We start from the raw sequence: 25782 nt of genomic DNA on the forward strand, positions 1-25782 counted from the left end.
AACTCAAAAAGTAAGTTTTTTTTGAATTCGCAGGGATTTTTTTGATACTTACAAATACTTTTTAAAGTTGGCAGATGTAAATGCAATCAGCAAGCCAAATAACACCGCCGATGGAATTAATATCAAATTGGGGTGAATGGAAAAGGGAATACTTAAATAAATCAGCCAAGCAACGATCATGGATGGAAAAACCAACCGCTTCGCATAATGGTATTTAAAGGCTGACTCACGCCCAACACCAAAACGGCGTAAATCACGCTGTACCAATCCATCAATAAACCCAACTAACGCCGCTAATAGGAACAGTGGGCTGGTTAGCACAATAATAATCAGGCGGATAATAAAGGTGATCAGCACATACAGTGATGCTTCCACATAATCACGCACATGATAATAAATGTACGCGCTCCAATTAGACTCCGTTGGATGCGCAAGCCACGCTTGAATCCCTGTTTTCACAAATAACCAATGATGAAGTGACGAGATTGCCCATTCGGCAAAATGAACAGGCTGGCTATAAATCAGACTTTGTTGAAAGTCCGTAGAAAACCAACCGAATTCATCCATCATCACCTGTTTACTGTGCATTGCACCTTCTGCTGTCCAAAAGAACGCAATACCTATCCATTCAACGATAATACTAAAAAGAAGCGATCCCAATAAAATCCCGATTAACGAAAAGGGATTTAATTTAGATGAGCTTCGTTTTGCCTGTTGTACTTGTGGTGTTTCTTCTGTTGCCATAATTGGATTACCTACTTAAGTGTTATACCGGCATCGCGGTTTGAGAAAGTGATTCAAAGGCATCGACCACGTCTTTATTAGGCTGATAAGCATTAACCCCTTCCCACCAAGTTTCAGTGGTACGGTAATTTTCACGCATAGACTGGGCCAGTTGTTGAAGATTAGCCGGCATCATATCGTCCTTATCTTCAATGGGTAATGGCATTCTAATTTTCCATAGCTGACTCCCTTCAATCAGCGCAAAGGCTTGACCTTTAGGTAAGTTCGTAATATCGGCCGGTGAAAGCATCGGTTTTTGTTTTGCGGTTACACGGTCACCTGTATTAGAGCCAAAGTCTTTATCCGAATTCGGATCGTTACTGTCCGTGACACTTGAAATCGCCATACTTTCTAAAATGGTCACTTCATGTAAATTCTTCGTTAAGACTTCTGCTGTCGCTTGTTCTTTCACGCGTAACATGACCATAGAGTTAAAGTTACCGACAATTTGCCCGGCTTTTGCAGCATCACCAATTCGTGCTTTAATATCAGAAATCGTCTGCGTATAAGCCGTAACCTGTACGCCTGCACCGCCGCCTTTGTTGATGAGCGGAATAAACTCATCACCAATCAACTCATTGAATTCGTCACAGTGGACGTTGATAGAAATTTTGCTTTGTTTGGCGTTCGGCGATTGCGGTAAACCATCATCAATACCAAATTTATAAATATGACCGGCCATCGAAACTAAATCCGCAAACATAGAATTTCCTACTGCAGCCGCCACGGTTAAATCGGACAAAGCATCCAAGCCGATATAAACAATCCCACGTTTACGAATAACTTCTTCCCAGTCAAAAATAGGACGAGCATCAAGAATATCAGAGTAATCAGGGGATAAAAGCTCCGCAATTTTCCCGGATGTCAGTTTTTCTAATAAAGGCAATAATGATGCGACAATCTTATCAAAGTAAGTTTTATCATATCGCACCGCACTACATAAGCCATCAAGGACAGGGTCAAAGACTTGGTTATCCCGAATATACTGATCGACTGCGACAACCATTTCATTACGCCCTTTCATGGCAAGGGATAAGTTTTTTTGATCGATTTTTGTGGATGCTTCCGCAATCATTGCCCAAATTTTCTTATCTTGACGGTCAAAATAGAATTTCGCGTAATCTAAGAATAACGAATCAATACTGCGAACATATCGCGCGATTTGCTCATAATTAGGACGGCGACCCAGTTCCACTAAAGCGCGGGCAATAATATTGACAAATCGCCAAGCAAATTCTTTAAATGCCGCGCTATTGCCTGAACCGCTTAGTTGTCCGGAAATACGTCCTGCCACTTCCGTGATCTTGTTAAAACGTCCAACCGCGTTGTAGCGTGCAGAAATATCAGGCCAACCTAAATGGAACACATAAAACTCGTTGTCGCGTCCGGCACGTTTCGCTTCGGCGTACATCCGCTTCAGAATATCAGCATCCCCTTTAGGGTCGAAGAAAACAACCACTTCACGCTCATTAAAGGTTTTACCACGATGAATATCTTGTGTGACCAACAACTCAGCTAATCGCGTTTTTCCTACACGTGTTGTGCCTAAGACCAACATATGCCCCACACGGCTACTGAGTGGTACGGTCACATTAACTTCATCAAGTTCAATACCATGAATAGCCGGAATCCCTTCTACCGGTGGTAAAGGACGAAATGGATTAAAGGGGCTGTCTTTTGATGTTAATTTCGCAATAAAGCTATTTTCATATTTCTTTTCAAATTCACGAACAGCCACAAAACATTTTGATGGGCGAATATACTTTTCTGCATTTTGTTGAAAACAATCATGCAACCGCTGAGTATGCTTTTGTCCCCACTGAAAGCCTTTCCCAAGGAACAAAAATTTTTTCCCCACAGGAATTTGTTTACTGGTTAGCGCGTAGGTTGGTAAGCGTTTCAAATTGCGGTGATATTTCACAATTTTCCAGCCTTCTAAGCCACGTTTAATCCCTAACCATGCAAACCCACAGGCTAAGCCCAATCCCACCGTAGGTTGCAAGGCAATTGCCCATGGCATTAACGTACAAAAAATAATGGCAACAATACAAATTGCCGTGGTATAAAACTCAACCGGGGGACGCAGCAAGGCTTCCATTAAATACTTATTACTCATTGATAAATACCTTCCGATGTTAATAATAAGGGATAATGCTGAATCCCCAGCCGTTCACTTAAGCTGTCCGCTGGGGCCGGCATGAATGTAAGCTCAGGTAAAATATCGCGTAACGCTTGTAATTCTGCTTCAGTCTTTACATTAATGACCAAACCTGTTGCTTGTAGTTTAATCAGTTTGTCGCGATTGGCATTCAACCAATCCATGGATACATCATCATAGCCGACAAGAAAAAAGGGGTATATGCCGGGTAAATTCATCGCTTGGGCATTGACTTTACCGACTGAAAATTTATGCGAAACCACAGGAAGCAGTTGCGCTTCAGAAAGTTGACTCGGTACAGCATTATGATGCTTTGGAGCTTCAGGCGAATGTACAGGCTGAATAGGTTCATAAAAACGAACCGCACTTTCTCCCCCTAAATCTGCAATGACTGTCGGTTGTGCGATGGCAGATAGGCTACACAGGCTCATAATAAGCGAGAGTAGAGACATTTTTCGATTTTTGTTTTGATGTTTCATTGATTCTATTTCACGATGAGATTAATTAAACGTAGATACAATATTGACCATTAATTGTTTTTTGAGACAGATAATGGTGTAACCCAGGTAATATTCTCTGCCGTTGTGACAGGTTGAATCCAATTCACAGGGCTATCTGATACCAAACGAACACCGGGTGATGTGACTGATACACTTCGAGATGGGCGTATTTTAGATGTCGTAGTCATTGACTTTTTACTGTCCTGCAACTGAATTCGCGCGGTTTCAATGGCATTGTCCAAACCTGACGGTGAATGATCGATACCACGGATTTGCTTTAAGTTTGCGCGAATCCCTGACTTATACTTTTCGGCAGGTTGACCACCTGCCGGATGATGATAGCACCCGGTCGCGGCAATCCAGTTTTGATGCTTTTGATGACATTCACTGAGAATAATGGATGCCGCATGCAAATTGGTGTAGGGTTCAAATCCATCACAGGTTGAACGGAAGAAGCGTTTTCCATTCCAACCTACATTCACTTGCGCAATGCCAATATCAATATTTTTTAAGGGATAACGTTTGGCAAAGCGATGAAAGGCTTGGCACGCTTCTAACTTACTGGCATATTGGTAGCCTTTTCCTGCCACATTGATCGACCATGGCCAAGGTTTAACATTCGCCGAAGCAAGCTTGGTTTTGCTCTCATTCATGGCAACCGCATATAAAATAGTCGGGGGAACTTGATGTGTCTGCGCAATTTCTCTAAACGCAGGCGGTACTGTATGCGTTCTTGCCCCAACATCCTGCCCCAAAATACAAATACCCAATCCCACAAGTCCCTGTAGCAGTGTTCGATAGTTTAATAGCGCAGTATTTTCCATTGATTGTCTCCGCTAATTTGAAAGGCAACAGGCATCTTACCTTGACCATACTTCAGCCAATAACCTGAATCATGGTTTAAGGTAATTTGGCGATGACGAACCTTCTCAATATCAATTTGATATTTCACCGCCCAATCACGAATTTTGTTGTCATCTTTCATCGAATCTAAGAAGTAAATATCAATCGGTTTATCGCCAACAATATTCAATAAGCGTCCAACATTCTTATTACATTCATCACAATCCAGTTTAGTAAAATAAATCACGCGACTGACGGCAGAAACAGGTGTGCCGGCATTACCATCATTAGAGAATGGCAATTGGTTCGGGTAGAGCCGTTCAAACGCGCGGTTATAGGCAATTTGGAAAGCGATTTCTTTTTCTACACGTTGATATTCTTTTTTAGCCAATAATTCAGCGAAATGAGCACGCTCTTGCTCTGTTTTCGCTTCAATACCGAGCATCGTTAATGGATCGAGATTAGGCGTCCAAATGCCACGAGACCCCGCTTTCAATTGCTGATATTGAGACCATTCTTCTTGCGTTAATCCCCAGTCAAGCCAAGGACTTTCGGATAGTTTAAGTTGATTGGTTGTATTCTGTCCCAAGGCTTTTTCAACAGTATTTTTCTGCTGTTCAGCTTGCTGAAGTGATTGTAAATTGGCACTATTTACCGTTTGATTGGGAACCGCATAGGCAGACGACATAGCCAGTGTGGTAGTAATTAGCATGGTGATACGAGATTTCATTATTTTCTCCATTTCATGGACTGTTGATACAACAATTTTTCAGACTATGCCAAAAGTCAAAAAAAAATTTAATGAAAAACTAAATTGGGAAATAAAACAATTTTTGCGCCAAGAGCCATCATCAAAAAAATGACAAAGCCCAAAACAATCAGAGCCAAAAACAACACAAGCCAAAAAACCAAAAAACTCAAAAAAAGAAAAATAAAAAGCTCAAAAAAGAAAAACAAAAAAATAAAAAGGGAAAATAAAGAAAGCAAAAAAGGCCATCATGATGATGACCAAATTGAGGTTGGTATTTCTTATTGTTATAGGGCTAGGTTACTTTCTACTTGTACAGGAGGTGTCACTTTCTTAGGAATATCGAATCGGCGTTCAAAACAAACATCTCGTGTTTCGTAATTCACCTTCAAGGTATAAGCTTCACCTACGAGCATTTCTAACGCATCACGTAATTTCATCGGACCAAAGCTATAATGCACTTTCGGCAATGGACGATTGAATAAACCGCTAACGCTACTCTCAGGAGAAGCACATAAACTAAAACCGGTATGTTTTAAAGCGGCTTCAATCCCTTGACGCACATTTTGTGAATAGGAAACATTTTTCCCTTTACCGGTCGGAATATCGACAGAAACCACTTGCTCTAATAAGTATTTTTGGCCGCCGTTTGGTTTGCTGCTCACAAGGGTATAGCGATCATAACGCACCACTTCAGGGGCTTCATCATAAGCAGCGGTATAAATATCTTCATCCACAGCATGATAAGATGTATTTTGCTTACCGGTTAATTCAGCAAATTGTTTTTCGCTGAGCGTTAAAATTTTTCCGTCTTTTGATTTAAACTCTAACATTTTAACAGGCGATGTTTTTACTTCTTCAGGGCTAGGTAAAGGAATACCTGGTGATAAGGTAGTTTGTGATGTGTTTTTAAATGAAGAACTTTTAGCACATCCTGTTAAGCTTACGGCAATCACGGACATTGCCGTTAACGTAAATACAAAAGAGACTTTCTTCATGGAATATTCCTTCGTGATTAAAAAGAGATAATGAAATTAGCGTGCACATAATGGCGGAAAACAGCGGAGATTTTTAGAATAAATTAAATTTACATTTAAGAGAGTTTTTTTTCTCTCTGAATCAGTCACATCTCATCATAGACAGCGTCAATAAAAATGCCCGATCATAATTCGGGCATTGATAACACTAGAGATGAGCATTAAAGCATTATAATTCGTATCTTTTCATCAACGGCTCAGCGGAATAAGGAAGCTGTGTTGGATACGGATTTCCTGTCACATTGGGGCTATAAGGATAATTCACATCATAAAGCGGTGCAGGACCAATGGTACCTGCTTGTTGCGTATTCATCGTCTTGCTGGCTGCGGTTTTAACCACAACGCGGCGATTTGGTCGTAAACAATCCTTCGCTGCCTGATCGTAACCATCACAATGCTTCACTTGATGTGCTTTACCAAAACCAATCGTTTTAATGTCAGTATTGACACCTAAGTGCTGCAATTCTGCCTTAACAGATTCCGCGCGGCGTTTAGATAAATCTAAATTATATTTCACACTGCCTAGGCGATCAGTATACCCACCAATCACAATGGATTTCACGGACAGGGTATTTAATGATTGCGCTAATTCTGCGATCACCTGCTTGCCTTGAGCCGTTAATTCATATTGATCAAAATCAAACAGCAAATCGGTATTCATATTGAACGTATGGTTGGAATGGCACCCATTTGGATACCAAAGGAACGTTTGCGCTTGCATTTGGTCATCAAACAGCACCTTATATTGACAAATTTTATGTATTCCTTTTTCGCGGTAGTTAAACACATAATCAAACTCACGAACCCCATACAACCCTTCACCAAAATGCGGGTTGCCAATTAAATGCCGAATTTGATCTTTCGACATACCGCGTTCAATCATACGGACATTATCCCAGTTTGGCCAAGTACCATACTGCGTACCATCATGATTAAATGTGGATTGTTCAATATTTGGGAAAACAGGGGAATCCGTTGTTCCATCACGTGAGACTTGCGAAAGATTACCACAAGCCGTAATCGCTGCACTGATCAACGTAAGTGCGGTTAATTTTAATGTCATTTTCATATTATTAAACCTTAAGTAAAGGAAAATCAGGCATATCGAAAGACATGCCTGATGTCAAATCATTACCAATTATACATATAACCAGCACCCAAGGTGGCTTTGCTTTGGGTATCCATACCTACAGAGAATTTAACGCTATGTTTAGCATTTTCAGACGCGCGAGAATACCCCACGGCAATCGCACTTTGTCCATCGCGGTGACCGATACCCACACCAATCCCGGATTGTCCGGCAAGCAACACTTGCGGAATATTGGTCATTGCCGCAGTGGAAGCAATACCCGCATCCGTGCGTTTTTTGTTTTTCTTCACATGATCGGCAAGGTTATCAATACGTTGATTGATAATATTTCCTTGTTGGGTTAACTGACGAACATTAACGGCATCCGTGGGTGCAACACCATCTTGAACATGAGTGATACGTGTACCTACCGCATCAATACCTTGTTGATTAATGACAGGACCATTTTGAATCACAATGTTTTTGACTTGAATTTCATCAGCCAATTGAACCTGTACATCACCATTAGCAGCGGTTGAAGTACGAATATTTTTACCATCGCCTTTTATGTCAACAGCTTTCGTTAAATCAGAGCGAGCGTAAGATTTGCCATCATCAGTCGTGGTCATTACACCTGCAACATTCACTACGGCTTCATCTTGAGCATTTGTGGTAATCGAAACACCTGAACCGCCATTAATCGGTTGAGCAGTCGCCGCAATCGCGCCGTTTTCGTCCACTTTTAAGCCTTTACCTAACTTAGCGGATACGGCATATTGTGTGTTGGTATCTGCCGCAAAAATACCGTCAAAGTTAATCGCTTGAAGAGCATTAACCGCTTCTACAACGGCATAAAGTTGTGAACCGTTAATGGCATCGGTTGAAGTTTTGGTAACACGACCTGCCGCCACATTTTGAATCTGACGTTCATTACCTTCGCTACCAATACTTAATACTGATGTTGGATTTTTACCAGCAAAGCTATATGTTGCTCCTTGAATATCTACACTGGTAGTCGGAAAAGGTGCAGAAATTACAGTATTCGAGCCTAATGCAATGTTATCACTGGTTGTTACACCTTGAGCAAAAGTGATGTTATTACCCACAAGTACGTTACCTTCGCTAACGGTTACGGTATTGTCATTACCCATCACGTTATTGTTCGCTGTTGTCACATTGTTGTGCGTACCGACCACATTTGAGCGAGAGCCTGTTACGGTATTGCCATAACCAACACCCACTGCTTCATTACCAGACACATACGCCTGATTACCGATAGCAATAGCACGACCTTCTAACGAGCCTAATACTTGTGAAAGACTGGTATAGCCATCACCCAAGCCTAATTCTGTCGCTTTGTCGTTCAACTCTTTGATCGCTTCTTCGAGTTTTACGACACGCTCTGCTTCCGTGATTTCACGAGTTTTTACGGCTTCGTCATAAGCAGCAACTTTAGCGTTGTATTCAGCAAGAGCTGTATCGTAAGATGTTAATGCAGCTTCAATTTGATTATACATATTGATAGCCACTGTTTCATCGTAAGGTTTTTCACCTCTATCATCGTGGAATGAATTTAAAGAGTAATTAGTCACTCTATCTAATTCTTTTGAATAATATTCACCATATTCTTTTTGTGTTAATAATTTTGTGATCTCAACAGATAAAGCTTCATTATCTACAATTAATTGCGCTTGAGTTTCTGTTAAGCTATTTGGATTTTTAGTTTGATACACTGTTAAAAGTGCTTCATACAATGCACTATTTTGATTTTCATATTCTGCTAATTTAGTTTGAATATTTGTCACATATTCACTAGTGAAATCATTTACTGTTGAAGATTTGCTATCAACAAAACTTTGATACAATGCTTTCATTGAATCTAATGTCACTGCACGCATTTTTTCTTCAGTATTAAATTTTAACTGGTCTTTAATAGGTTCATAAAAATTTTTATATACTGATGATGCGTCATTTCTGATTTGTTCATTAATATCGAAAGAATTTACATTTCCTAAAATGAATGTAACTTGTTCAAAAACGCCATCACTTCCTAGACTCCAAACGTAACCAGAAGTCTCTTTAAATGGATTAGCTAAAATAGAACCCTCAACAGGACGTAATGTTGGTGCAACCGCCTTTAATGGATCAACTGGTGGAGTTTCTTTTGAATATTCTGTAATTTTTTGATCGATTTCTTTTAAGTGAGTAAATGTTTCTTTACCTAACCCATCACCCACTGCCCCACTATTCACACCAATGGCGATCGTATCATTAGCTAACGCTGCTGACACATACCCATTAGCTGTCGCATTATTACTTGCGGTTGCTTGTTGTCCGATGGCGGTCCCGTTAGTATCTGCTTTAGCATTGACACCAACCGCAGTTCCCCCGGTTTGAGCTGTTGCACCTTGACCGTAAGTGGTGATTTCGTTGGTTGTTTCTGCGAATGCAGATGAAGAAAGACCTAAAATAGCAAGTCCGACTACTTTAGCTACTGATGAAAGTTTACCTTTTGATTTGGCAAGTTCTGATACAACAACAGCTTGACCATGCGCATTACGCTTTACCATGTATTTTTTATTCATATAAAAGACCTTTTATTAAAAAAAACAGGCATTAACTATAAATAAAATTAAAATCAATTTTAATAACAAATTAAATTTGTGATTTTAAGACTTTAATCGAGTACAAATAGAAATGGTGATGAATAAGAACGTAAGAATGAGAAAGGAAAGATGATGAACTGGTAATGTGAGAAAATCAGTTAACATTAATAAAATTTAAAATTACATTGATAACAGTATCATTAAATGATACGTTTGACTATGAATTTCAACCAACTTAGGAGAAGCTGAATTTTGGCTTATTGAAAGATTAATCAAAACATGATCTGCCCCTAAGAGCCGGATGAAACAGCCGGCTCGTTAAGGTGCAGATCAAAATGAGATATTACAAATCAAGATTTTCAGCAAAACTATAAGTAGTTGTACCGCCTACAATGATGTGATCAAGTAAACGAATATCAAATAGTGCTGCTGCATCTTTGATTTTTGTCGTGATATTTCTATCAGACTGACTTGGTGTAACTTGGCCGGAAGGATGGTTATGGGCAAGAATTAATGCAGCTGCGTTAAGCTCGAGTGCTCGTTTAATCACTTCCCTTGGATAAACCGCAGTCGCATTGATTGTGCCTTGAAATAAGATTTCAGCAGAAAGCAATTTATGTTGGTTATCTAAAAATAACACCATAAATTCTTCACGCTCTTTTAAACCTAATTTCATTTTCAAAAAATCCATCACCATTGACGGATCATTGAATGTTATCCCTGATTGATAAACAGGGGATTGTTCCATCACTTTAGCCATTAATAACGCTGCTTGTTCAATTACAGCATTTTCATTTGCAGTTAAAAATTTACACATAACTTGTTTCTCCAATAAAAAAAGGGAAACAAGTCTCCCCAATAGGAAAGCTATGTTTCCCATAGGGGTGAGTAAATATAGAAATGAATAATAAAAGTGATTATGCCCAAAGTAATCTGGCTAATTTCACTTTTTTCTCAAATTCATTGACGTCTTTTTTCGCATAAGTCAGCGAGTAAGCATGAGCACGCTTTTCGGGATGTGTTTTTAATTCCTGATGTTTTTCTTTAGCTTGCGCCAATTTAAACTCAAAGAATTCAACACTTTCGGGCATAGATAAATCAATTTTATCCGCCATTAATTCCCAATAGGCAATTTTGCTGCTATAGCTTTCAGCTTTTCGCATTTCGTCAACTGCCTTATCCATTCTACGCGCATTGCGCTCAATTAAAGCACGATGTCGTTTTTCGCTATGATGTCCAATTTTAATTGGCTCACCTAAACGAAGAAATTCGCGCCCTTCATTCGCAGCTTCACAGTATTTTTCACTGCGAATCATTGCATTATGCGCATAACCTTGATAACGCTCTGCTTTCATTGCTGCACGAGTTTGACTATTTGAGCCATCACAACGGACGAAAGAATAGAAGAAAAATCCGTCTTGTTGTTTGACAAGATTATGGATTTCAACTTCGGTTTCATTACCATATTTGCTCGTCAGTATAATGCAATCACCTTTAGCATGTGCTTCAGGGCATTTTGCAACATAAACATTTGGTGCGAATTTAGCGTAAGAATTTGTAGTAGTCATCGTATTTCTCCTAAAAAATAAAGGGAAATACGATACCCACAAGGGAGTTGTATTTCCCTTTGGGGTAGTTAATGTTAAAAATAAATTAATGAACTCGATTTTTTTCAATACAATTCCAGTAATCATCGACAGTACAAATATCCCAATCGTTAATCACTAAATGTGTATCAATCGAATTGACCCAAAAGAAAATATCTAAATCATTCTCTTCTAAGCCTGTTTCATCACAGAAATGTGAAAGTACTCGTCCAAGCACTAAACTTTGATAGACATTGCCAAGCACAGGAAGCTCTTTACTTTCCCGAGCTATTTCCCATACTTCATCATCATTAACCCAATCACGGTAATGATAAAGAATATCTTCCCAAGCACTGCATTTCGGTGAACAATTAAGTGGTATATTGAAAAATGACATCGTATTTCTCCTAAAAAATAAAGGGAAATACGACACCCAAAAGGGAGTTATATTTCCCTTTGGGGGTAGATAGTGAAAGGTCTTATTTAGATAATAATTGTTGATCTTGAGCGTACTGTAGAGAAAATTGTCGTTTACCCACAATCTCTTCTACTTTATTTTCAGAAAGACCTGCATCAAGTAGCTCTTTTCTTAACGTTTCAATAGAGCGATTAAACGCTTCTCTTGCACGTTGTACGCCATCAACAATAAATTGCGCATTAAAATCATCTTTTAATTCATAAAATTGAATATTCGATGCGCAATGAGCAAACCATTCAAAACGAGCAGCAACTTCTTGCAACGCAAGTGTGCCATGTGCTTGTTTTATTCCTGTTTCGCTTAAATAAACAGTACCTTGTATATTGGTGAAACCGTGTTTTTTAAGAATACGTTGAATATCCGCATACGCATTTTTCCGGTTTGGATGATGGTATTGTGCTTCTAAACAGTGCGTATCCATATCAAACACAATTAAAGTACGATTCATAAAGAATCTCTATTGTAGATATAAATTGAGTCACTAATTGATAAGTTTCATTAACCCCATCAAAATGCCAACACCTGCCAAAATAAGGCCGGCCATTTTATACATTTCAGTGGTGAGTTTAACTTCAAGATCTTTTAAATCACTTTTAGTTGCTAAAGGACTTTGACTTTGTTCAAGTGCTTCATCAATGGCATCGGCTAAAGCTTCAGCCTGAGCTACATCTTGACCACTTTCTTGAAGTTTTTTCACAAATTTCAATTTATCAAAACGTAGTGTCATAGATAACTCCATTATAAATCTCCTTATTGAATAATATCAGGGAGATTTACCCACAGGGATAAATATCCCTGAAGGATGTGATTTAAATTAATTGATAAACTTCATTAATCCCATCAAAATGCCAACGCCAGCCAAAATAAGACCGGCCATTTTATACATTTCGGTGGTTAATTCATTTTTCAATTTTGCCATTTCAAGCTGTAAATCAACCTTAGTCGCTAATTTATCAAAACGCTGTGTCATAGATAATTTCATCATATTAATTGATAAGCTTCATCAAGCTCATTAATACGCCAACACTTGCAATGATTAAACCAGCCATTTTATACATGGTTGCATTTAAGGTTGTCATCAAACGAGCTTCCAAATTAGCCATCTCGACTTTAAAGTCGGAACGTAATTCAGCCATGGCTTGTTTAAATTCAGTTTTAGTTAACAATTCATTTTGACTCTGCTCCAGAGCTTCATCAAGGGCGTCTGCTAACGTTTCTGCCAATTCAGATTTATCATCCCAATTTGCAGCCTGAACTTTTTTAACAAAACGTAATTTATCAAAACGTAGTGTCATAGATAACTCCATTATAAATCTCCTAAATATATCATATTGGGGAGATTTACCCATCGGGATAAATATCCCCAACGGGTTAATGTGAAAATTTATCGAGATTTTTTATTTTCAAATAACACATCTCGATAGAACCAAGTTACCCAAATGGCAAGTGCAATGACAGGTAAAAGAACCATTGCCATAGCGGATATAAGTGCCCAGTTCATAATTGTCTCCTACTATCTTTTCTGTTCTTCAAGACGGTTAATGGCTTTGCTTCTATTCTATCGACCAAGTATTCAAAATACAAGCCGATACACCAAGACAATATGCCAAACACCACTAAAGCAAAGGACTCAAGCGTCTCAATGCCATCATTAGGAAGAACAAAACCGACAAATCCAATACCTGCAATTGCACCGGCTTTGCGAAGATCTTCACCAAGACGGCGTAATGTTTTAGGTATGAAAAGCTTAGGTATAATTAGATTGGTTAGATGATACATATCATTCACCACCTTTGATGAATTTAGTAGGAATGATTCCACGTAGGAAATCATCCCTACGTTAAGTAAAGGGAAGGCTTGATTTCAAAAGAAATCAAGCCTTATGGATAAGTGATAGCTATTCAGAGTCGGACTGTTTCACATATTTTGATTCACCGTCAATCTTAATTGATTTAATTTGAATCAACCGACCTTTCAAACTAACACCGGTATCGCCTTTTTTGTGGTATTGACTATCACTTTTATAAGTGAAAGTCTCAACCCGCATATCAGCCATGACAAACGAAACAAGAACTTTCTTTTTCGCGTCTACTGCGTCTTTGCAGCGTCTGATAAGTGATGCAGTTTCGTCACCTACCGCATTCATATCGAAATAACGATATTCAGGCTTATCAGATGAACCCACTAATGCAGCGATACGACAAGCTACGATGTCACCACCCTTTGTATCAATGATGCGAACATCATTAAGATAACCGATACCAGAAGTGTGAAGATTGAAGTAAGAAGTTTGTTTTTGAGTACTCATAATGTTTCTCCAAATGTAAAAAAAAGACGGAGAAACATTCCTACCCAATTCGGGAAAAATGTTTCCCGTCAGGGTAAATGGTTTGATGATAAGGTAATATATGCTTTCAACTCAAAAGAGCACTCTTTTACAGAAAGCCAAGAGTTTTTTGCCAATATATGGCTAAGGGATTGGTCAATTTGCTTACGCAAACCACAATCTCAAGACCACGATTGTGTTAAAGGAAGAGTCATTTTTACCGCAGTAAAACCGTAACCTTTCAGACTCTGGCTACTTTCCTTGCTATCAACGATAGCACTAAGGAATTCGTCTTGATACGCAATGTAAACAATTTTTAAGAAAATAAATAGCTAAAAGTAAAAATTCACAAAAGAGACTTTTTTTGTGATGATGTTATCGCCCAGCGTCATTTTATTGTACTAAGCTAAAAAAGAGCCATTAAATGACCCATCATCATTTAATGGCAAAGGGGATTATATATGTACGATTTTTTATTATTTATATCAACAAAATATTATCGTCACAAATGCAGTATAGACAATTTACATCGGATTCCCAATCGTTAATTCAAACTTCTCACAAAATAATTCTTCTCACCAAGAATTAAGGGAAGCCATACCATCCGTATGTACTTCCCTTAAAAAGACCAAACTAATATGTTTAAAGGATTTGTTACCCTGCCAAGATATAACGCTTTCCTACCGCATATTATCCAATAACTAAGTGGTCGTTTATTGGTACATCGCACGCCATTACGGCATAAAGGGCGTTCAATTTTTCACCAGTGAACTCTGGTAGTAAAAAAGGATGCTTAACCATACAATGTATTAAGCATCAACATATTAGCACATTTTAAAGCCATAGAGATGATATTATTGCAATATGCGTTTTTTATAGGATGTACCACTTGATTTGCGTGTTTTTCGTTTTTTCTCAGAATCAATAAATTCAACGCCATCACAATTCGGGTATTGAGTACATCCCCAAAACACTGTCCCGGTTTTACCCTGTCTTTTGACCATGGGTGAACCGCACTTAGGGCATTTTTTCGTTTCAATATTCCCCATTTTTATGCCTTGTTTCATACAGACATCCATTAGCTGACGCACAAAGATTTCCTGTTTTGACATAAACTCATTTAATGTCATGGAACGTTCCGCAATCTGATTCAATGCCTGCTCCCAAAGTGCGGTCAATCCCGGATCTTTCAATAAATTAGGCAAACTATCAATCAGCGAAACTGCCTGTGCTGTCGCAAGCAATTGCTTTCCTTTTTTTGTTAAAAAACCTTTATCAATCAATCCCTGTATTAATCCGGCACGAGTCGCTTCCGTCCCCAATCCTTCCGTTTCGCGTAATCGTTGTTTTAATTGCTCATCTGTCACAAAACGCGCGGCATTTTTCATCGCGCTCAGCAACGTCCCTTCCGTAAAGTGCGAAGGTGGGGACGTTTTTAATGATCGGACATCAGTATCTACAACCGGACAAGATTCACCGTTGGACAAATTCGGGAGCTTTTGGCCATCATTTGATTCATCATTCTCATCTTTTTCCGCTCCTTGAAACAATGCCTGCCAACCGGTAACGACAATGACTTTGCCTTTCGAGATAAGTGAATGCGCACCTGATTGTAACTGCACGGTCGTCTTGTCCACTTCAAAATGCGGTAAAAACTGTGCTAAATAACGGCGGCGAATTAAATCATAGACTTTCATCTCATACGGACTTAATTTGGCTATATCACCGCCTTTTATGGTTGGGATAATACCGTGGTGAGCGGTAATCTTTTTGTCATTCCATGCTTTGGATTTTTGCGTCAAATTTAATTTACCAACAATGCCTTTTAAAGATGGATCTGTATTTACCAATCCTTGAATGACATTAGGTACTTCAGCCAATTGCGCTTCAGGCAGATAACCGCAATCTGTTCTAGGGTAGGTTGTCAATTTATGCGTTTCATATAAAGATTGGGCAATATCTAGCACTTGCTGCGCACCCATCCCAAATAAACGGTTACATTCAAACTGCAAATCACTTAATGCAAACAATAAGGGCGGTGCATTTTTTTCACGTTTTGTTTCAATATTAATAATCTGAGCTGAACCAAGCGTATTAATATCTTTCGCCGCTTTTTGTATGATTGCCGCATTTAAACAAAGCCCATCTTCATCACGCACCGCTTCAGGAATAACATAATGAGCCGTAAAAGGTGAGCCATGAGAGCTAGTTAAGCGAACAATCAGCGTATAATGGTCTTTAGGAATAAAATGTTTAATTTCCTTGTCTCGATTGACCACAATGGCAAGTGTTGGACTTTGCACACGCCCCACACTTAAGGGTTTCCCCATATAACCTTGTTGTTGAGCGAGTAGAGTAAACAGACGAGAAAAATTCATGCCAATTAACCAATCAGAACGGCTACGCGCTAATGCGGCATAATATAACGATTCGGTTTCTCGTCCATCTTTGATAGACGATAAGGCTTTTTTAATACTTTCTGCGTCAAGCGCGCTTAACCATAAACGTTGTATGTTGCCTTTATACCGAGCAAGATCTAAGAGTTCACGCGCAATCATTTCCCCTTCACGATCTGCGTCAGTAGAGATGACTACCACACTGGCTTTTTTAATTAAAGCCATCACCACATTGTACTGTTTCTTGACGTTCGCTTTAGCCGAAACGCCCCATTGTTTAGGAATAATCGGCAATGCGTCAAAACGCCATTGTTTATAATCAGGATTGTATTGCTCAGGGCTAAATTGCTCAACCAAATGACCAACAGCCCAGGTAACAACTACTGAACCATCTGCGCGAGATAAATACCCATCACCAAATTTTGTTGCACCTAAGACTTTAGCAATATCATTACCTTGAGAAAGCTTTTCACAAAGAAAAAGTTTCATATAATGTCCAATAGAGAGTATGTAATAGACATATTACAAACAAGGCAACAATGCTTCACAAGCATTTATTCTATTCAGAAATCAAATCAAATTTGAAAAACCTAGTTATATAACAGGGATAAGTTTGTTAGTATTCATTTCTCATAAAAGTGCGGTTAAAATTTACTCAATTTTTTAATTTAAGGAAAAATTTGATGGAGTTAATGAAATTTCCACATCATACGATTTTTATTGAGCAGGCGGAATTTACCTTACAGAATTACTTAATTTTTGAATTACAAACTAAAAATAATCAAATGCTATATCTGAAACATCCCATTTTTAAATATCCCAGTGATGAAGTAAAACTTGTATTCGTCCAAGCTGAAAACTTTTTGACTATGTGGCGAAATATGCAATACCCACAAGAACCACAGCTTAGCTGGGGAAACGAAAATGATTGGAGAAACGATTATAAATTTCATTATGCAGAACAAGGTTTTAATCTCGGAAGGAGAAACCCTGTTCCATTAGCAGAAGTGAGTTGTAAAGAATACATAAAAAGAACACCAATTTATAAAAAGCACTTTCTATGGTTTGAGAAATTAGTCGGATATTCTGAAGAATCTATTGCAGAATGCTCATTTATTAACGGTATAACTCGAACAATATATTTGCTTGCGAATGGTATAAAGCAATTTCCAGTGTATGTGTATAATGAAAAAAATGCGATTTTATTAGCCAAACATGCAGGCATAACACCTACATCTTTTTATGATTTAACTGAATTAAATTTAGAACTCGAAAAATTACTTAGTGGGAAGAATCTTTACGAATCTCCATCATGGCAATTGTAGAATTAATCACATGTTTAAGTTCATTTAATTCTGAATAGGAAAGCGAGTTGAGTAATGACTGAAAGAATTTTAGGTCTTGGAGCTTATTATCATTAAGTGCTATCGATTGTAAAAGTGTAAAGTTACTCATAACATCTAACAAAGCATCTGCTTTATCTATTTCATTCGTAGATAACAGGTATCTGATTCGGTTAGCGATGAATGACGTAATCTGAATAAGACTAGAAAGGAATTGGGCATGATTATAAGATTCCATTTTATTCTCCATTCGTACACTATCTCATTACTTTCACTGTTATTTCATATTTTGCTTTGTCTCCTTCCGATAAAATTACTGGGCCATCAATAAATTCGCAGTATCGAGCAACACAGGCTAACGCCATTAAAGTAACGTCTTGTTTTTCTTTCCACAATTCACCGCTTTTATTGGTGTAGCCTGCGTAGATTTGATTGGTTATAGGGGATATGCCTAATTTGATTTCTTTCATTTTGCCGCACTTTCTAATATAAATTCCATATTACAGTCTTCTAAATACCCAAAAGACATAGCAGCCATTTATTTTCATACGCTGGCTGTACGTACTGCTAGTACACCCTTGAGTGTTTATAATTTAAAATGGCGGTTCATCATCAACGATTGGAAGTTCATCTTGTGATGTCGGCATTGGATGTGAAGACTCAGGTGACATTGCCGAATTGTCTGATTTAGGCTTACTGTCAAGTAACTGTAAAGATTCACCGATAATGCTTGTTGACCAATGTTCAATGCCATCTTTCCCTGTCCATTTTTGCGTTCTTAAATATCCTGAGATATAGACTTGACTTCCTTTCTTTAAAAAATCACGCGCGATTTCAGCTAATCGTCTAGCTAATAAAACTCTGTGCCATTCGACTAACTCTTTTGCTTCACCTGTTGATTTATCTTTCCACTGACGACTTGTCGCAAGACTTAATGTCACAAACAAATCACCATTCGTAGGCATCACTCTCACTTCAGGATCTGCGCCTAACCGACCTAATAAATTAACTTGATTCACACCTGCCATTTTTTACCTGCCATATTATTTATTAACAAATTAAAAGCAGAGTCATCATAAACATTTCACCAACGGATTCGAGCATTAATAAAATTTAGATTTACAACAATTAGTGCAAGTGACTCATCCCTGCCAAAAGCATACGTAACAGAAAAGGATTAATAACTACTGCTCCCAAGGCTTTGAATCAATCCATCTATCGGAATGAAATTCATTCATTTTATCTATAATTTCTTTAGTTAATTTACGCTCTGACGAAAAGTAAGAGCGTTTTTTAACTTGCTCTTCAATCTGATGTTGAATAATAGTCTTACCATCGATTTCAACGGTAAATGTCATTTTCACATTGCTCATCACTGCACCTTAACAAAAAAAGTATTTTCTTCATAAAGGTAAGGGGCTCGCTCCCTTACCTTTAAAAGGCCCTTTACACGGGAATCTACCAGAAGTCATTGTTCGATAATTAACAAGAACAAGGTTTCGATAATGTACATGGATGAAATTTTGGTGATTTCACGGAGAAAAATGGCTAAAAAACACTCAAAAATAGAATCCGACAAGTGTTATGCGACTGAAATTTACTCTAAAATTGATTATTTTTAGTGCAAATATGGTCTTAAAATTAATTGTAAAGTTTACAAAAACAATTATTTTCTCAATTCCCAAAAAAGCAACCGCGTTCACGGTTGCTTTTTTGCCCCATCCTGACGCAATTAATGCATTATTTTCTCCAACTCATCCATTTTTATAGCGTAAGTCTCTAACTGCCGCACGATATGATTTAATAAAGATAACTGCAAGCTCAGCAATAATCGTTCTTTTTCTATCTGCAGCAACGCTTTCTTCACTTCTGGCGCATAATGATCATTTTCAAGAATGTCGCACCACGCTAAATTACCGTTACGCTTTGTAATGACATTGCGCCAACGTAAAATAGGAACATTATTACTACTGGTTTTATCTCTCAACAACCATAATGGTAGCGTTCCAACAGGGCTGTTAGTCATTGCCGCAATCATATCAGGTTGATAATCCACAAAAGACTGCCGCACATCATTCATTTCTGCATGCAAGCGATGCAATTCTTTTGCTGACCCAATATATTTAAACATATCTCGCAAGATAGCATTAAGATTATGCTTCATTGCGATACTTTTATACATATCATCAGGAATAATACGATGGATATTCATATTGCGTCATACCTATACTTAATCAGCCTGAGCGTTAGAAAGACCTGTCGCGCTCGTTTTTCTGATGTCAGGTGCAAAGATTGCACGTCTTTCACCAGAAAGGACATCAGCAGGAAGTGTCACGCGCAAGCGTTTTTCTGCTTCTTGAATTTTATCAAGATCATCAGCGCGCGTAACACCAGATGAGCGGTAAGTATCTAATATACCAAAACATTGACGAATTAATCTTGCACCATTTTCTAACCATTCACGACTTTCCTTACGCGTCATTAACGCCACATAAGCAGCCGTCATAGCAAGTTTAGCCAAGTTGTCATATTCAGAAAGGAGATAGGCAAATTTATACCCTAAAGGCGAATTGACATGAAGATCATAGGTGATTGGCGCAATGTTAACGCAACGCTGTACATCAATATTTTCAGGTAAATCATCCAAATAAACATGCATTAATTTCTGCGTCATTTCCTTCATTTGTTGATGACTATCCATAATTTTATCTTCAAAACGTATTAAATAGTAATCAGCGAAAGGACAATTATTCGCGGCTTCTCGTTGAATACGAGCGACTGCGCCAAGACTACCGACTACACCTAACATTCTCGGTTTAATCACCTTACCATCCTGATCACGTATCTCTTTACTGCCTTGCCATAAGCGAGTGGCGTGTTGAGTATGTAATGTGATGGAAATTTCACTACGAAGTGCGCCTAATTTTTGTGAAGTTGATTCTGCCATAATTAATTCTCGTATAAATGAAGTAATAAATTGATATGTGTGTATACTTTCTAACCATTTTGTCACCACTGGTGACACTTTGTATACTTTCTAACCATTTTGTCACCACTGGTGACACTTTGTATACTTTCTAACCATTTTGTCACCACTGGTGACACTTTGTATACTTTCTAACCACTGTCACCCAGGGTGACACTGTTCATTTTCTAATCAGTAAATAATATTGATTCAGGTTTCATAGTTTAAAGCATTAATCGCTGTTTTAGTTGTTTTAATTGTGCAAAGCGTTCCGATGATTTTAAACTATCTGTTAAAGCCGAGTCCAATTTACCTAATGTACGTTGACTTGCAGGGCGTATTTTTCTTTCTGCCGCAGCTTTAGTTGATGTTGCCGTTTGTTTCGCGGCGTAGTATGGGTTAAATTTACCCAATTTTGCTTCTCGAATTAATGAGAAAATATATCCGACCGGTTTACGAATTTCTTGTTGAGCCATACGCTCTTTAATTTCAATCAGAATAGCTTGGCAGAGTTGTTCATCTAAATCCTGCATCGCTTGCATCACGGATTGTTGTTCGAGCGGTGTTAATTTCAGTGTTGAAAAATCCTTCTCCAGTACAGTACTGTACTTAGTAATATTATTAGTACTTGTACTGTACTTAGAGTTCCCATTGGGAACTACATTTGAAATCAATGAGTTAGCATTGGTTTTTGTGCTTAGTTCCATTTTGGAACTCAGTGATTTTAGGTGGGAACTTGGTGATTTTTGACTGAGTTCCCCGGTATTTTGACTGAGTTCCATTTGGGAACTGAGCAAAATTTGCTGTGTTTTGTTTACCGCTTCTGAAAGATGGTTTGGTAGAACCGATGTCGATTCTGCCGTGCCAATTAAACGGTTTTTATGCAATGCACGATAGCGTGCTTTAAATACATCAAGGTGAGAAACAAAATGCCATAATCCGGATTTATCACTGACAATTTCATCAATGATACTTAATGCTACGTCTTTTAAAATAGGATCTTTGTGATTTGCCATCTTCTCCACTAAATTTAAATAGTCGCTATTTAATGTGATACTGTCAATGACACTTAATGGCTCATCATTCATGATGTAAACGTTGCCTAGAATTTGTCCCTTGTGATTACGAACCGTTTCACACAAGGTTAACCAGCGAGTTAAACGGAGTAAGTGTAAGGTTTGTGACACGATTTTACGTGAACAAGACTCATCTTTATAAGCTTTATCCGATAACCAATGTTGTAAATGGTCGTAAGATGGGAATAGCGATCCTTGAAATTGGCCGGCATTTAATTTGATTAATTGCCAAGCCAATTTTGCTCGTGCGGTGAGATATTTATCCGTAAGTAATCTTGTTGGCACTGTTTCGTGCTTATTTCCGATAAAAAGCAGGCTCTGAAATTGCTCGTTCATCACATTTTCCCTTCTTTCGTCCATTGCGTATCTATTGGCGAGATACTTGCGTATCTCGCCCTGAGACAATCTAATTATTTTCTTTTATCCATGTTGATATTAAACGCCATACTTCGGTTAAACTCACACCGGTTTCTTCCGCAATAAACATCAGCAAGTCAAAGCCTTCAGGGGATGTTTCAATATCGTCTTTAACATTATCTTTATGTTTTTGCCAAAGTTCCCAAACTTTGAGCTCTTCGGCTTCATAAGCATTGCGCTTTCTTCCCATTGGTTCTTTAATGCCACGCAAGCGGCGGCGAGCAGAAACGTCAGCAGAACTCCAACCAAATCGGTTATGTAACATCTCACTTGACGCACCTAACTCTAACGCGCGATCGATAATATTGCTCTGGTGTGTGTTTTCTCGAGCCACTTCGATGAGATTCCAAAAAGCCTGATGATTAATTTGCACTTTAGCAAAAGGCACCGGACTGTTACATAAATCTAAAATTTCTCGAGTATTCAAATCGGAAATGACCGCTAATTCATTTTCATCAAAGCCCAGTTGCTTACCGTAGCCGAGCTCACCTTTACGAATACTGGAAAGGATTTCAGAAATAATAGCTTGATTGATTGAGACATTAAGCATGGTTTCCCCCTAGTGTCATTTCTTTGAGATAGCGATTAAGGCGAATAAGTCTAAATAGGCGCACTAACATTAAATCAGAGACCTGCGGTGCTTGCTCTTGAGTGCCAAGCCACAACATCGGTGACAGGACAATCTCTTGTGGTTCATCCGTTGTTGAAAGTGCGGTTAATATTTGATGAATTTGTTGCGTTAAAACAGAGTGATTTTTATCTGTATTTAATGGATGTACGCGAAAAGCGTAATCAATCGGCTCATGAATAATATGTTCAATGCAATCTGCAATACCACATTCATCCGCAATTTCTACCGCAAGGGAATAGGCTTCCATGGTTAATGGTTTATTAGGATTGACTTTCCAAATATGCGTAATTGGAAATGCCCCCGAGCAAGCAAAGTCTAAACCATTATCCGCGGCTTCTTTTTGACGTTGCGCTTCAGGGTTTTCACCGGGAATAAAACCTAAATTAGAAAAATGTTCTTGAATGGCATTATTCATTTCTTGAATCGATGGTATCGCTAGATTTTCAGATGTTTCTTCAGATTCATTTCTATACTCATCTTCTGCTTCAGTATTTAGATTTTCTTCTACTGTGTCAGTAAATGAATTTGCCGAGAACGCTGTATTATCGACATTATCCTTGTGGTCATTATCCTGAATAGCCGGTTTTGCCACTTTTGCCGTTTGTTCTTTTTCTGCTTCAATAAGATGACGTTCACTTTCTGTGGCGAGTTGTAAAATATCCGCATGTTTTTCTGCTAATTTACGTAATTTTTGTTCAGCTAAATCGATCTCTAATTTGAAGGTTTCATAAGGAATCTGATGATAAAAGGCTTCCACAAGCGCAGTAATTAGCACATCTTGGAAATCATTAATCACAAATTCATTGGGTTGTTCATCAAAAGGTGAAAGAGTATCTAACCAGATTTCATCAAAATGAGCCTGCGGTTCAACGTCCAATCGATGAACATCCCAAGCATTTTCTGCTTTATTGCGCATACCAAGAAGTTTATCGATTTGTGGTTTCCCCATTCCTTCTAATAAAACATTGGGAATGTGGGGATATAAATAGGTTAAACATTGCTCCATACGGGCAATGAGTTGAAATGAAATCGGATAGCCATTTTCATTTAATTTTTCGGCTAATCTGCGATGTGAAAGTGTTTCGCCACTTTGTTCTTCATACAGTGTTTTTACACGCTGCACGCCTAATGCTTTTTCAATAAAAGATAGCTCACCACGAATATCATTTTCAGCAAGATGGCCAATAATCATATTCAGTTCAGATGAAATTTCATCATCACCTTGCCAAGGTTTAAATACACATTCGATAGACCAAAAACGTATATCTTTCGTCTCAACAAATAGCTCATTTAAAGCCTGCAAACGCGTATTACCGCCATCGGCAATGGTGTAAAAATCATCCCCCGGGCGTTGCGTAATGTTAGGCGCGTGATCTAAACCACGAGATTTAATTGAAGCCTTGATTTCTTCGTAGGCGGGATTTTTTGTTCTACGTGGGTTGCCTTCATAAGGTTTTAGTTTATCCAATGTAACGGTAATTAAACGCTTTTTATTTAAATCTACCGCAGTCGGCGGATTTGCAATTTGGGTTTGTTGATAAACAGGCGAACTGCTTGTGATAGCAGGTGTATTTAAGGCTGCCATCATTGATTTCGCGCGTTCTTCACGTGATTTTGAGTTAAAAAATGCCATAATTATTCTCTCGCTAATTTTTCATATTCATCATCAGGAATATTCTCAAATAAAGAAAATTCCCCTTTAAATCGACTATAGACAGTGCCGATCGGGCCGTTCCGTTGTTTAGCAATAATGATTTCAGCGATACCATTCATACCCGTTTCGGGGTTGTAAACTTCATCGCGATAAATGAAGAAAATGATGTCGGCATCCTGTTCTAATGAGCCTGAGTCGCGTAAATCAGACGGTAAAGGACGTTTATCGCCACGATTTTCAAGGTTTCGGTTGAGTTGTGATAAAGCAATAACAGGACAGCCGACTTCTTTCGCGAGCTGTTTTAATGAGCGAGAAATACTTTCAATTTCTAAATTACGATTTTTATTACCACTAAAGGCAGGATCGTGCATAAGTTGTAAATAATCGACAATAATGACCGATGGTGTGCCATATTTACGGATATTTCTTCTTACGCGCGTGCGTAACATTTGCGGAGTGAGATAGCTTGAATCGTCCAGCTGAAAACGTGCATTGCCCCAATTTTCACAAAAATGAGAAATGGCTGCGCCATAACGCGCCATATCTTCATCACTCATTGTAATACCTTGTTTTACACGTTGTAGCGGTACGCGAGAATGTAGTGACAAAAGGCGTAACATAATTTGTTCCGCAGGCATTTCAAGACTGTAATATTGGACTGGGCGCGTTTTTTGTGTTTCTAATGCACTATAGGCAAATGTGAGTGAAAGTGCGGTTTTTCCCATGGATGGTCTAGCCGCCACAAGAATGAGATCACCATCTTGCGCACCTGTCGTGTTCGCGTCTAAGCGTTCGATACCAAAGGATATGCCACTTACGACAGAACCAGTCATGGTATTTTGTTCCATTCTTTTCAAAATGGAATCAATCACATCCATTAAATCCGCATTGGTTTCGGTTTGTGCTTCATTTAAGGTTAAATCCGTGAGAGCTTTTTCCGTGTTATTGATGATGGTATCAATTTGCTCTTGTGATTTTGCCACGCAAACTTCTGCACATAATTGGTGACCAAGTGCATATAATTGACGAGACTGACTTGAACGGCGCACAATATTCGCGTAAGTGGCAATATTTGCCGCGGTTGGTGTGCTTTTGGCGATTTCGGCTAAATAAGCCAAGCCGCCTACTTCATTCAGTTTCTTTTCTTCTTGTAACGTTCTTTCCAG

At 38.5% G+C, this 25782-nt stretch carries 28 protein-coding genes; 1 reads left to right on the forward strand and 27 read right to left on the reverse strand.

Annotated features, from left to right (window positions below):
- Nucleotides 1-48: 48 nt before the first annotated feature.
- The 18 genes from E7T07_RS09855 to E7T07_RS09935 form a co-directional block, all read right to left on the reverse strand.
- Nucleotides 49-744, reverse strand: a complete 696-nt coding sequence (locus E7T07_RS09855) for a TIGR03747 family integrating conjugative element membrane protein (protein ID WP_135710973.1) — start codon at nucleotides 742-744, stop codon at nucleotides 49-51.
- A 22-nt stretch (nucleotides 745-766) separates the two neighbouring features.
- Nucleotides 767-2899, reverse strand: coding sequence for a type IV conjugative transfer system coupling protein TraD (gene traD, locus E7T07_RS09860; RefSeq protein WP_135710974.1), 2133 nt, complete (start codon nucleotides 2897-2899; stop codon nucleotides 767-769).
- Entirely contained in the window at nucleotides 2896-3420 is a 525-nt protein-coding gene (locus E7T07_RS09865; RefSeq protein ID WP_135710975.1) for an integrating conjugative element protein, read from the reverse strand. The genes traD and E7T07_RS09865 overlap by 4 nt, the downstream gene beginning before the upstream one ends.
- 50 nt (nucleotides 3421-3470) lie before the next feature.
- Nucleotides 3471-4265, reverse strand: a complete 795-nt coding sequence (locus E7T07_RS09870) for a transglycosylase SLT domain-containing protein (RefSeq protein ID WP_135710976.1) — start codon at nucleotides 4263-4265, stop codon at nucleotides 3471-3473.
- Nucleotides 4244-5014 (reverse strand): TIGR03759 family integrating conjugative element protein, encoded by a 771-nt coding sequence (locus E7T07_RS09875; RefSeq protein ID WP_167874954.1) that lies wholly within the window; start codon nucleotides 5012-5014, stop codon nucleotides 4244-4246. Before E7T07_RS09875 ends, E7T07_RS09870 begins: the two co-directional genes overlap by 22 nt.
- Before the next feature lie 305 nt (nucleotides 5015-5319).
- A complete protein-coding gene (gene pilL2 / locus E7T07_RS09880) occupies nucleotides 5320-6030 on the reverse strand; it encodes a PFGI-1 class ICE element type IV pilus protein PilL2 (protein WP_135710978.1) in 711 nt (236 codons plus the stop codon).
- Between the two features lie 208 nt (nucleotides 6031-6238).
- The gene (locus E7T07_RS09885) at nucleotides 6239-7138 is read right to left on the reverse strand and encodes an OmpA family protein (RefSeq protein ID WP_135710979.1); all 900 of its coding nucleotides are present in this window, start codon (nucleotides 7136-7138) and stop codon (nucleotides 6239-6241) included.
- Between the two features lie 62 nt (nucleotides 7139-7200).
- Complete coding sequence (locus E7T07_RS09890) at nucleotides 7201-9723, reverse strand: YadA-like family protein (RefSeq protein WP_135710980.1); 2523 nt, start codon at nucleotides 9721-9723, stop codon at nucleotides 7201-7203.
- Between the two features lie 364 nt (nucleotides 9724-10087).
- Nucleotides 10088-10561 carry a JAB domain-containing protein gene (locus E7T07_RS09895; protein ID WP_281279619.1) on the reverse strand — a complete coding sequence of 158 codons (474 nt, stop codon included), beginning with the start codon at nucleotides 10559-10561 and terminating at the stop codon, nucleotides 10088-10090.
- 100 nt (nucleotides 10562-10661) lie between these two features.
- Entirely contained in the window at nucleotides 10662-11312 is a 651-nt protein-coding gene (locus tag E7T07_RS09900) for a DUF3560 domain-containing protein (RefSeq protein WP_135710982.1), read from the reverse strand.
- 85 nt (nucleotides 11313-11397) lie between these two features.
- The gene (locus tag E7T07_RS09905) at nucleotides 11398-11727 is read right to left on the reverse strand and encodes a hypothetical protein (RefSeq protein ID WP_135710983.1); all 330 of its coding nucleotides are present in this window, start codon (nucleotides 11725-11727) and stop codon (nucleotides 11398-11400) included.
- Nucleotides 11728-11809: 82 nt separating this feature from the next.
- Nucleotides 11810-12256 (reverse strand): virulence factor, encoded by a 447-nt coding sequence (locus tag E7T07_RS09910; protein ID WP_135710984.1) that lies wholly within the window; start codon nucleotides 12254-12256, stop codon nucleotides 11810-11812.
- A 33-nt stretch (nucleotides 12257-12289) separates the two neighbouring features.
- Nucleotides 12290-12547 (reverse strand): CCDC90 family protein, encoded by a 258-nt coding sequence (locus tag E7T07_RS09915; protein ID WP_135710985.1) that lies wholly within the window; start codon nucleotides 12545-12547, stop codon nucleotides 12290-12292.
- Nucleotides 12548-12622: 75 nt separating this feature from the next.
- Entirely contained in the window at nucleotides 12623-12793 is a 171-nt protein-coding gene (locus E7T07_RS11000) for a hypothetical protein (protein ID WP_167874955.1), read from the reverse strand.
- Nucleotide 12794: 1 nt separating this feature from the next.
- Nucleotides 12795-13115, reverse strand: coding sequence for a hypothetical protein (locus tag E7T07_RS09920; protein ID WP_135710986.1), 321 nt, complete (start codon nucleotides 13113-13115; stop codon nucleotides 12795-12797).
- Nucleotides 13116-13305: 190 nt separating this feature from the next.
- Nucleotides 13306-13587 carry a hypothetical protein gene (locus E7T07_RS09925; RefSeq protein ID WP_180338721.1) on the reverse strand — a complete coding sequence of 94 codons (282 nt, stop codon included), beginning with the start codon at nucleotides 13585-13587 and terminating at the stop codon, nucleotides 13306-13308.
- 118 nt (nucleotides 13588-13705) lie between these two features.
- On the reverse strand, nucleotides 13706-14116 hold the full coding sequence (locus E7T07_RS09930; RefSeq protein WP_135710987.1) for an STY4534 family ICE replication protein: 411 nt from the start codon (nucleotides 14114-14116) through the stop codon (nucleotides 13706-13708).
- A gap of 872 nt (nucleotides 14117-14988) precedes the next feature.
- Nucleotides 14989-17019 (reverse strand): DNA topoisomerase III, encoded by a 2031-nt coding sequence (locus E7T07_RS09935; RefSeq protein ID WP_135710988.1) that lies wholly within the window; start codon nucleotides 17017-17019, stop codon nucleotides 14989-14991.
- A gap of 194 nt (nucleotides 17020-17213) precedes the next feature.
- Between E7T07_RS09935 and E7T07_RS09940 the strand changes: the two genes are divergently transcribed.
- Nucleotides 17214-17855 carry a plasmid fertility inhibition factor family protein gene (locus tag E7T07_RS09940; protein ID WP_135710989.1) on the forward strand — a complete coding sequence of 214 codons (642 nt, stop codon included), beginning with the start codon at nucleotides 17214-17216 and terminating at the stop codon, nucleotides 17853-17855.
- A gap of 275 nt (nucleotides 17856-18130) precedes the next feature.
- Here E7T07_RS09940 and E7T07_RS09945 read toward each other — a convergent pair whose 3' ends face one another.
- From E7T07_RS09945 to dnaB, 9 genes are all read right to left on the reverse strand, one after another.
- Nucleotides 18131-18343, reverse strand: a complete 213-nt coding sequence (locus E7T07_RS09945) for a DUF7446 family protein (RefSeq protein ID WP_135710990.1) — start codon at nucleotides 18341-18343, stop codon at nucleotides 18131-18133.
- A gap of 123 nt (nucleotides 18344-18466) precedes the next feature.
- On the reverse strand, nucleotides 18467-18901 hold the full coding sequence (gene ssb, locus E7T07_RS09950; RefSeq protein ID WP_135710991.1) for a single-stranded DNA-binding protein: 435 nt from the start codon (nucleotides 18899-18901) through the stop codon (nucleotides 18467-18469).
- A gap of 156 nt (nucleotides 18902-19057) precedes the next feature.
- Nucleotides 19058-19246 (reverse strand): hypothetical protein, encoded by a 189-nt coding sequence (locus E7T07_RS09955; RefSeq protein WP_135710992.1) that lies wholly within the window; start codon nucleotides 19244-19246, stop codon nucleotides 19058-19060.
- Between the two features lie 359 nt (nucleotides 19247-19605).
- Nucleotides 19606-20085 carry a DUF3158 family protein gene (locus E7T07_RS09960; protein ID WP_135710993.1) on the reverse strand — a complete coding sequence of 160 codons (480 nt, stop codon included), beginning with the start codon at nucleotides 20083-20085 and terminating at the stop codon, nucleotides 19606-19608.
- A gap of 18 nt (nucleotides 20086-20103) precedes the next feature.
- Nucleotides 20104-20820, reverse strand: coding sequence for a PFL_4669 family integrating conjugative element protein (locus E7T07_RS09965; protein WP_135710994.1), 717 nt, complete (start codon nucleotides 20818-20820; stop codon nucleotides 20104-20106).
- A 242-nt stretch (nucleotides 20821-21062) separates the two neighbouring features.
- On the reverse strand, nucleotides 21063-22250 hold the full coding sequence (locus E7T07_RS11005) for an STY4528 family pathogenicity island replication protein (protein WP_180338722.1): 1188 nt from the start codon (nucleotides 22248-22250) through the stop codon (nucleotides 21063-21065).
- A gap of 70 nt (nucleotides 22251-22320) precedes the next feature.
- Complete coding sequence (locus E7T07_RS09975) at nucleotides 22321-22881, reverse strand: DUF2857 domain-containing protein (RefSeq protein WP_135710995.1); 561 nt, start codon at nucleotides 22879-22881, stop codon at nucleotides 22321-22323.
- Nucleotides 22874-24595, reverse strand: coding sequence for a ParB family protein (locus E7T07_RS09980; protein WP_135710996.1), 1722 nt, complete (start codon nucleotides 24593-24595; stop codon nucleotides 22874-22876). Before E7T07_RS09980 ends, E7T07_RS09975 begins: the two co-directional genes overlap by 8 nt.
- Before the next feature lie 2 nt (nucleotides 24596-24597).
- Nucleotides 24598-25782 (reverse strand): replicative DNA helicase (dnaB, locus tag E7T07_RS09985; RefSeq protein WP_167874956.1); only part of this gene is annotated, 1185 nt, incomplete at its 5' end.

It is taken from the genome of Actinobacillus porcinus (assembly GCF_901764995.1).
GTDB lineage: Bacteria > Pseudomonadota > Gammaproteobacteria > Enterobacterales > Pasteurellaceae > Exercitatus > Exercitatus porcinus.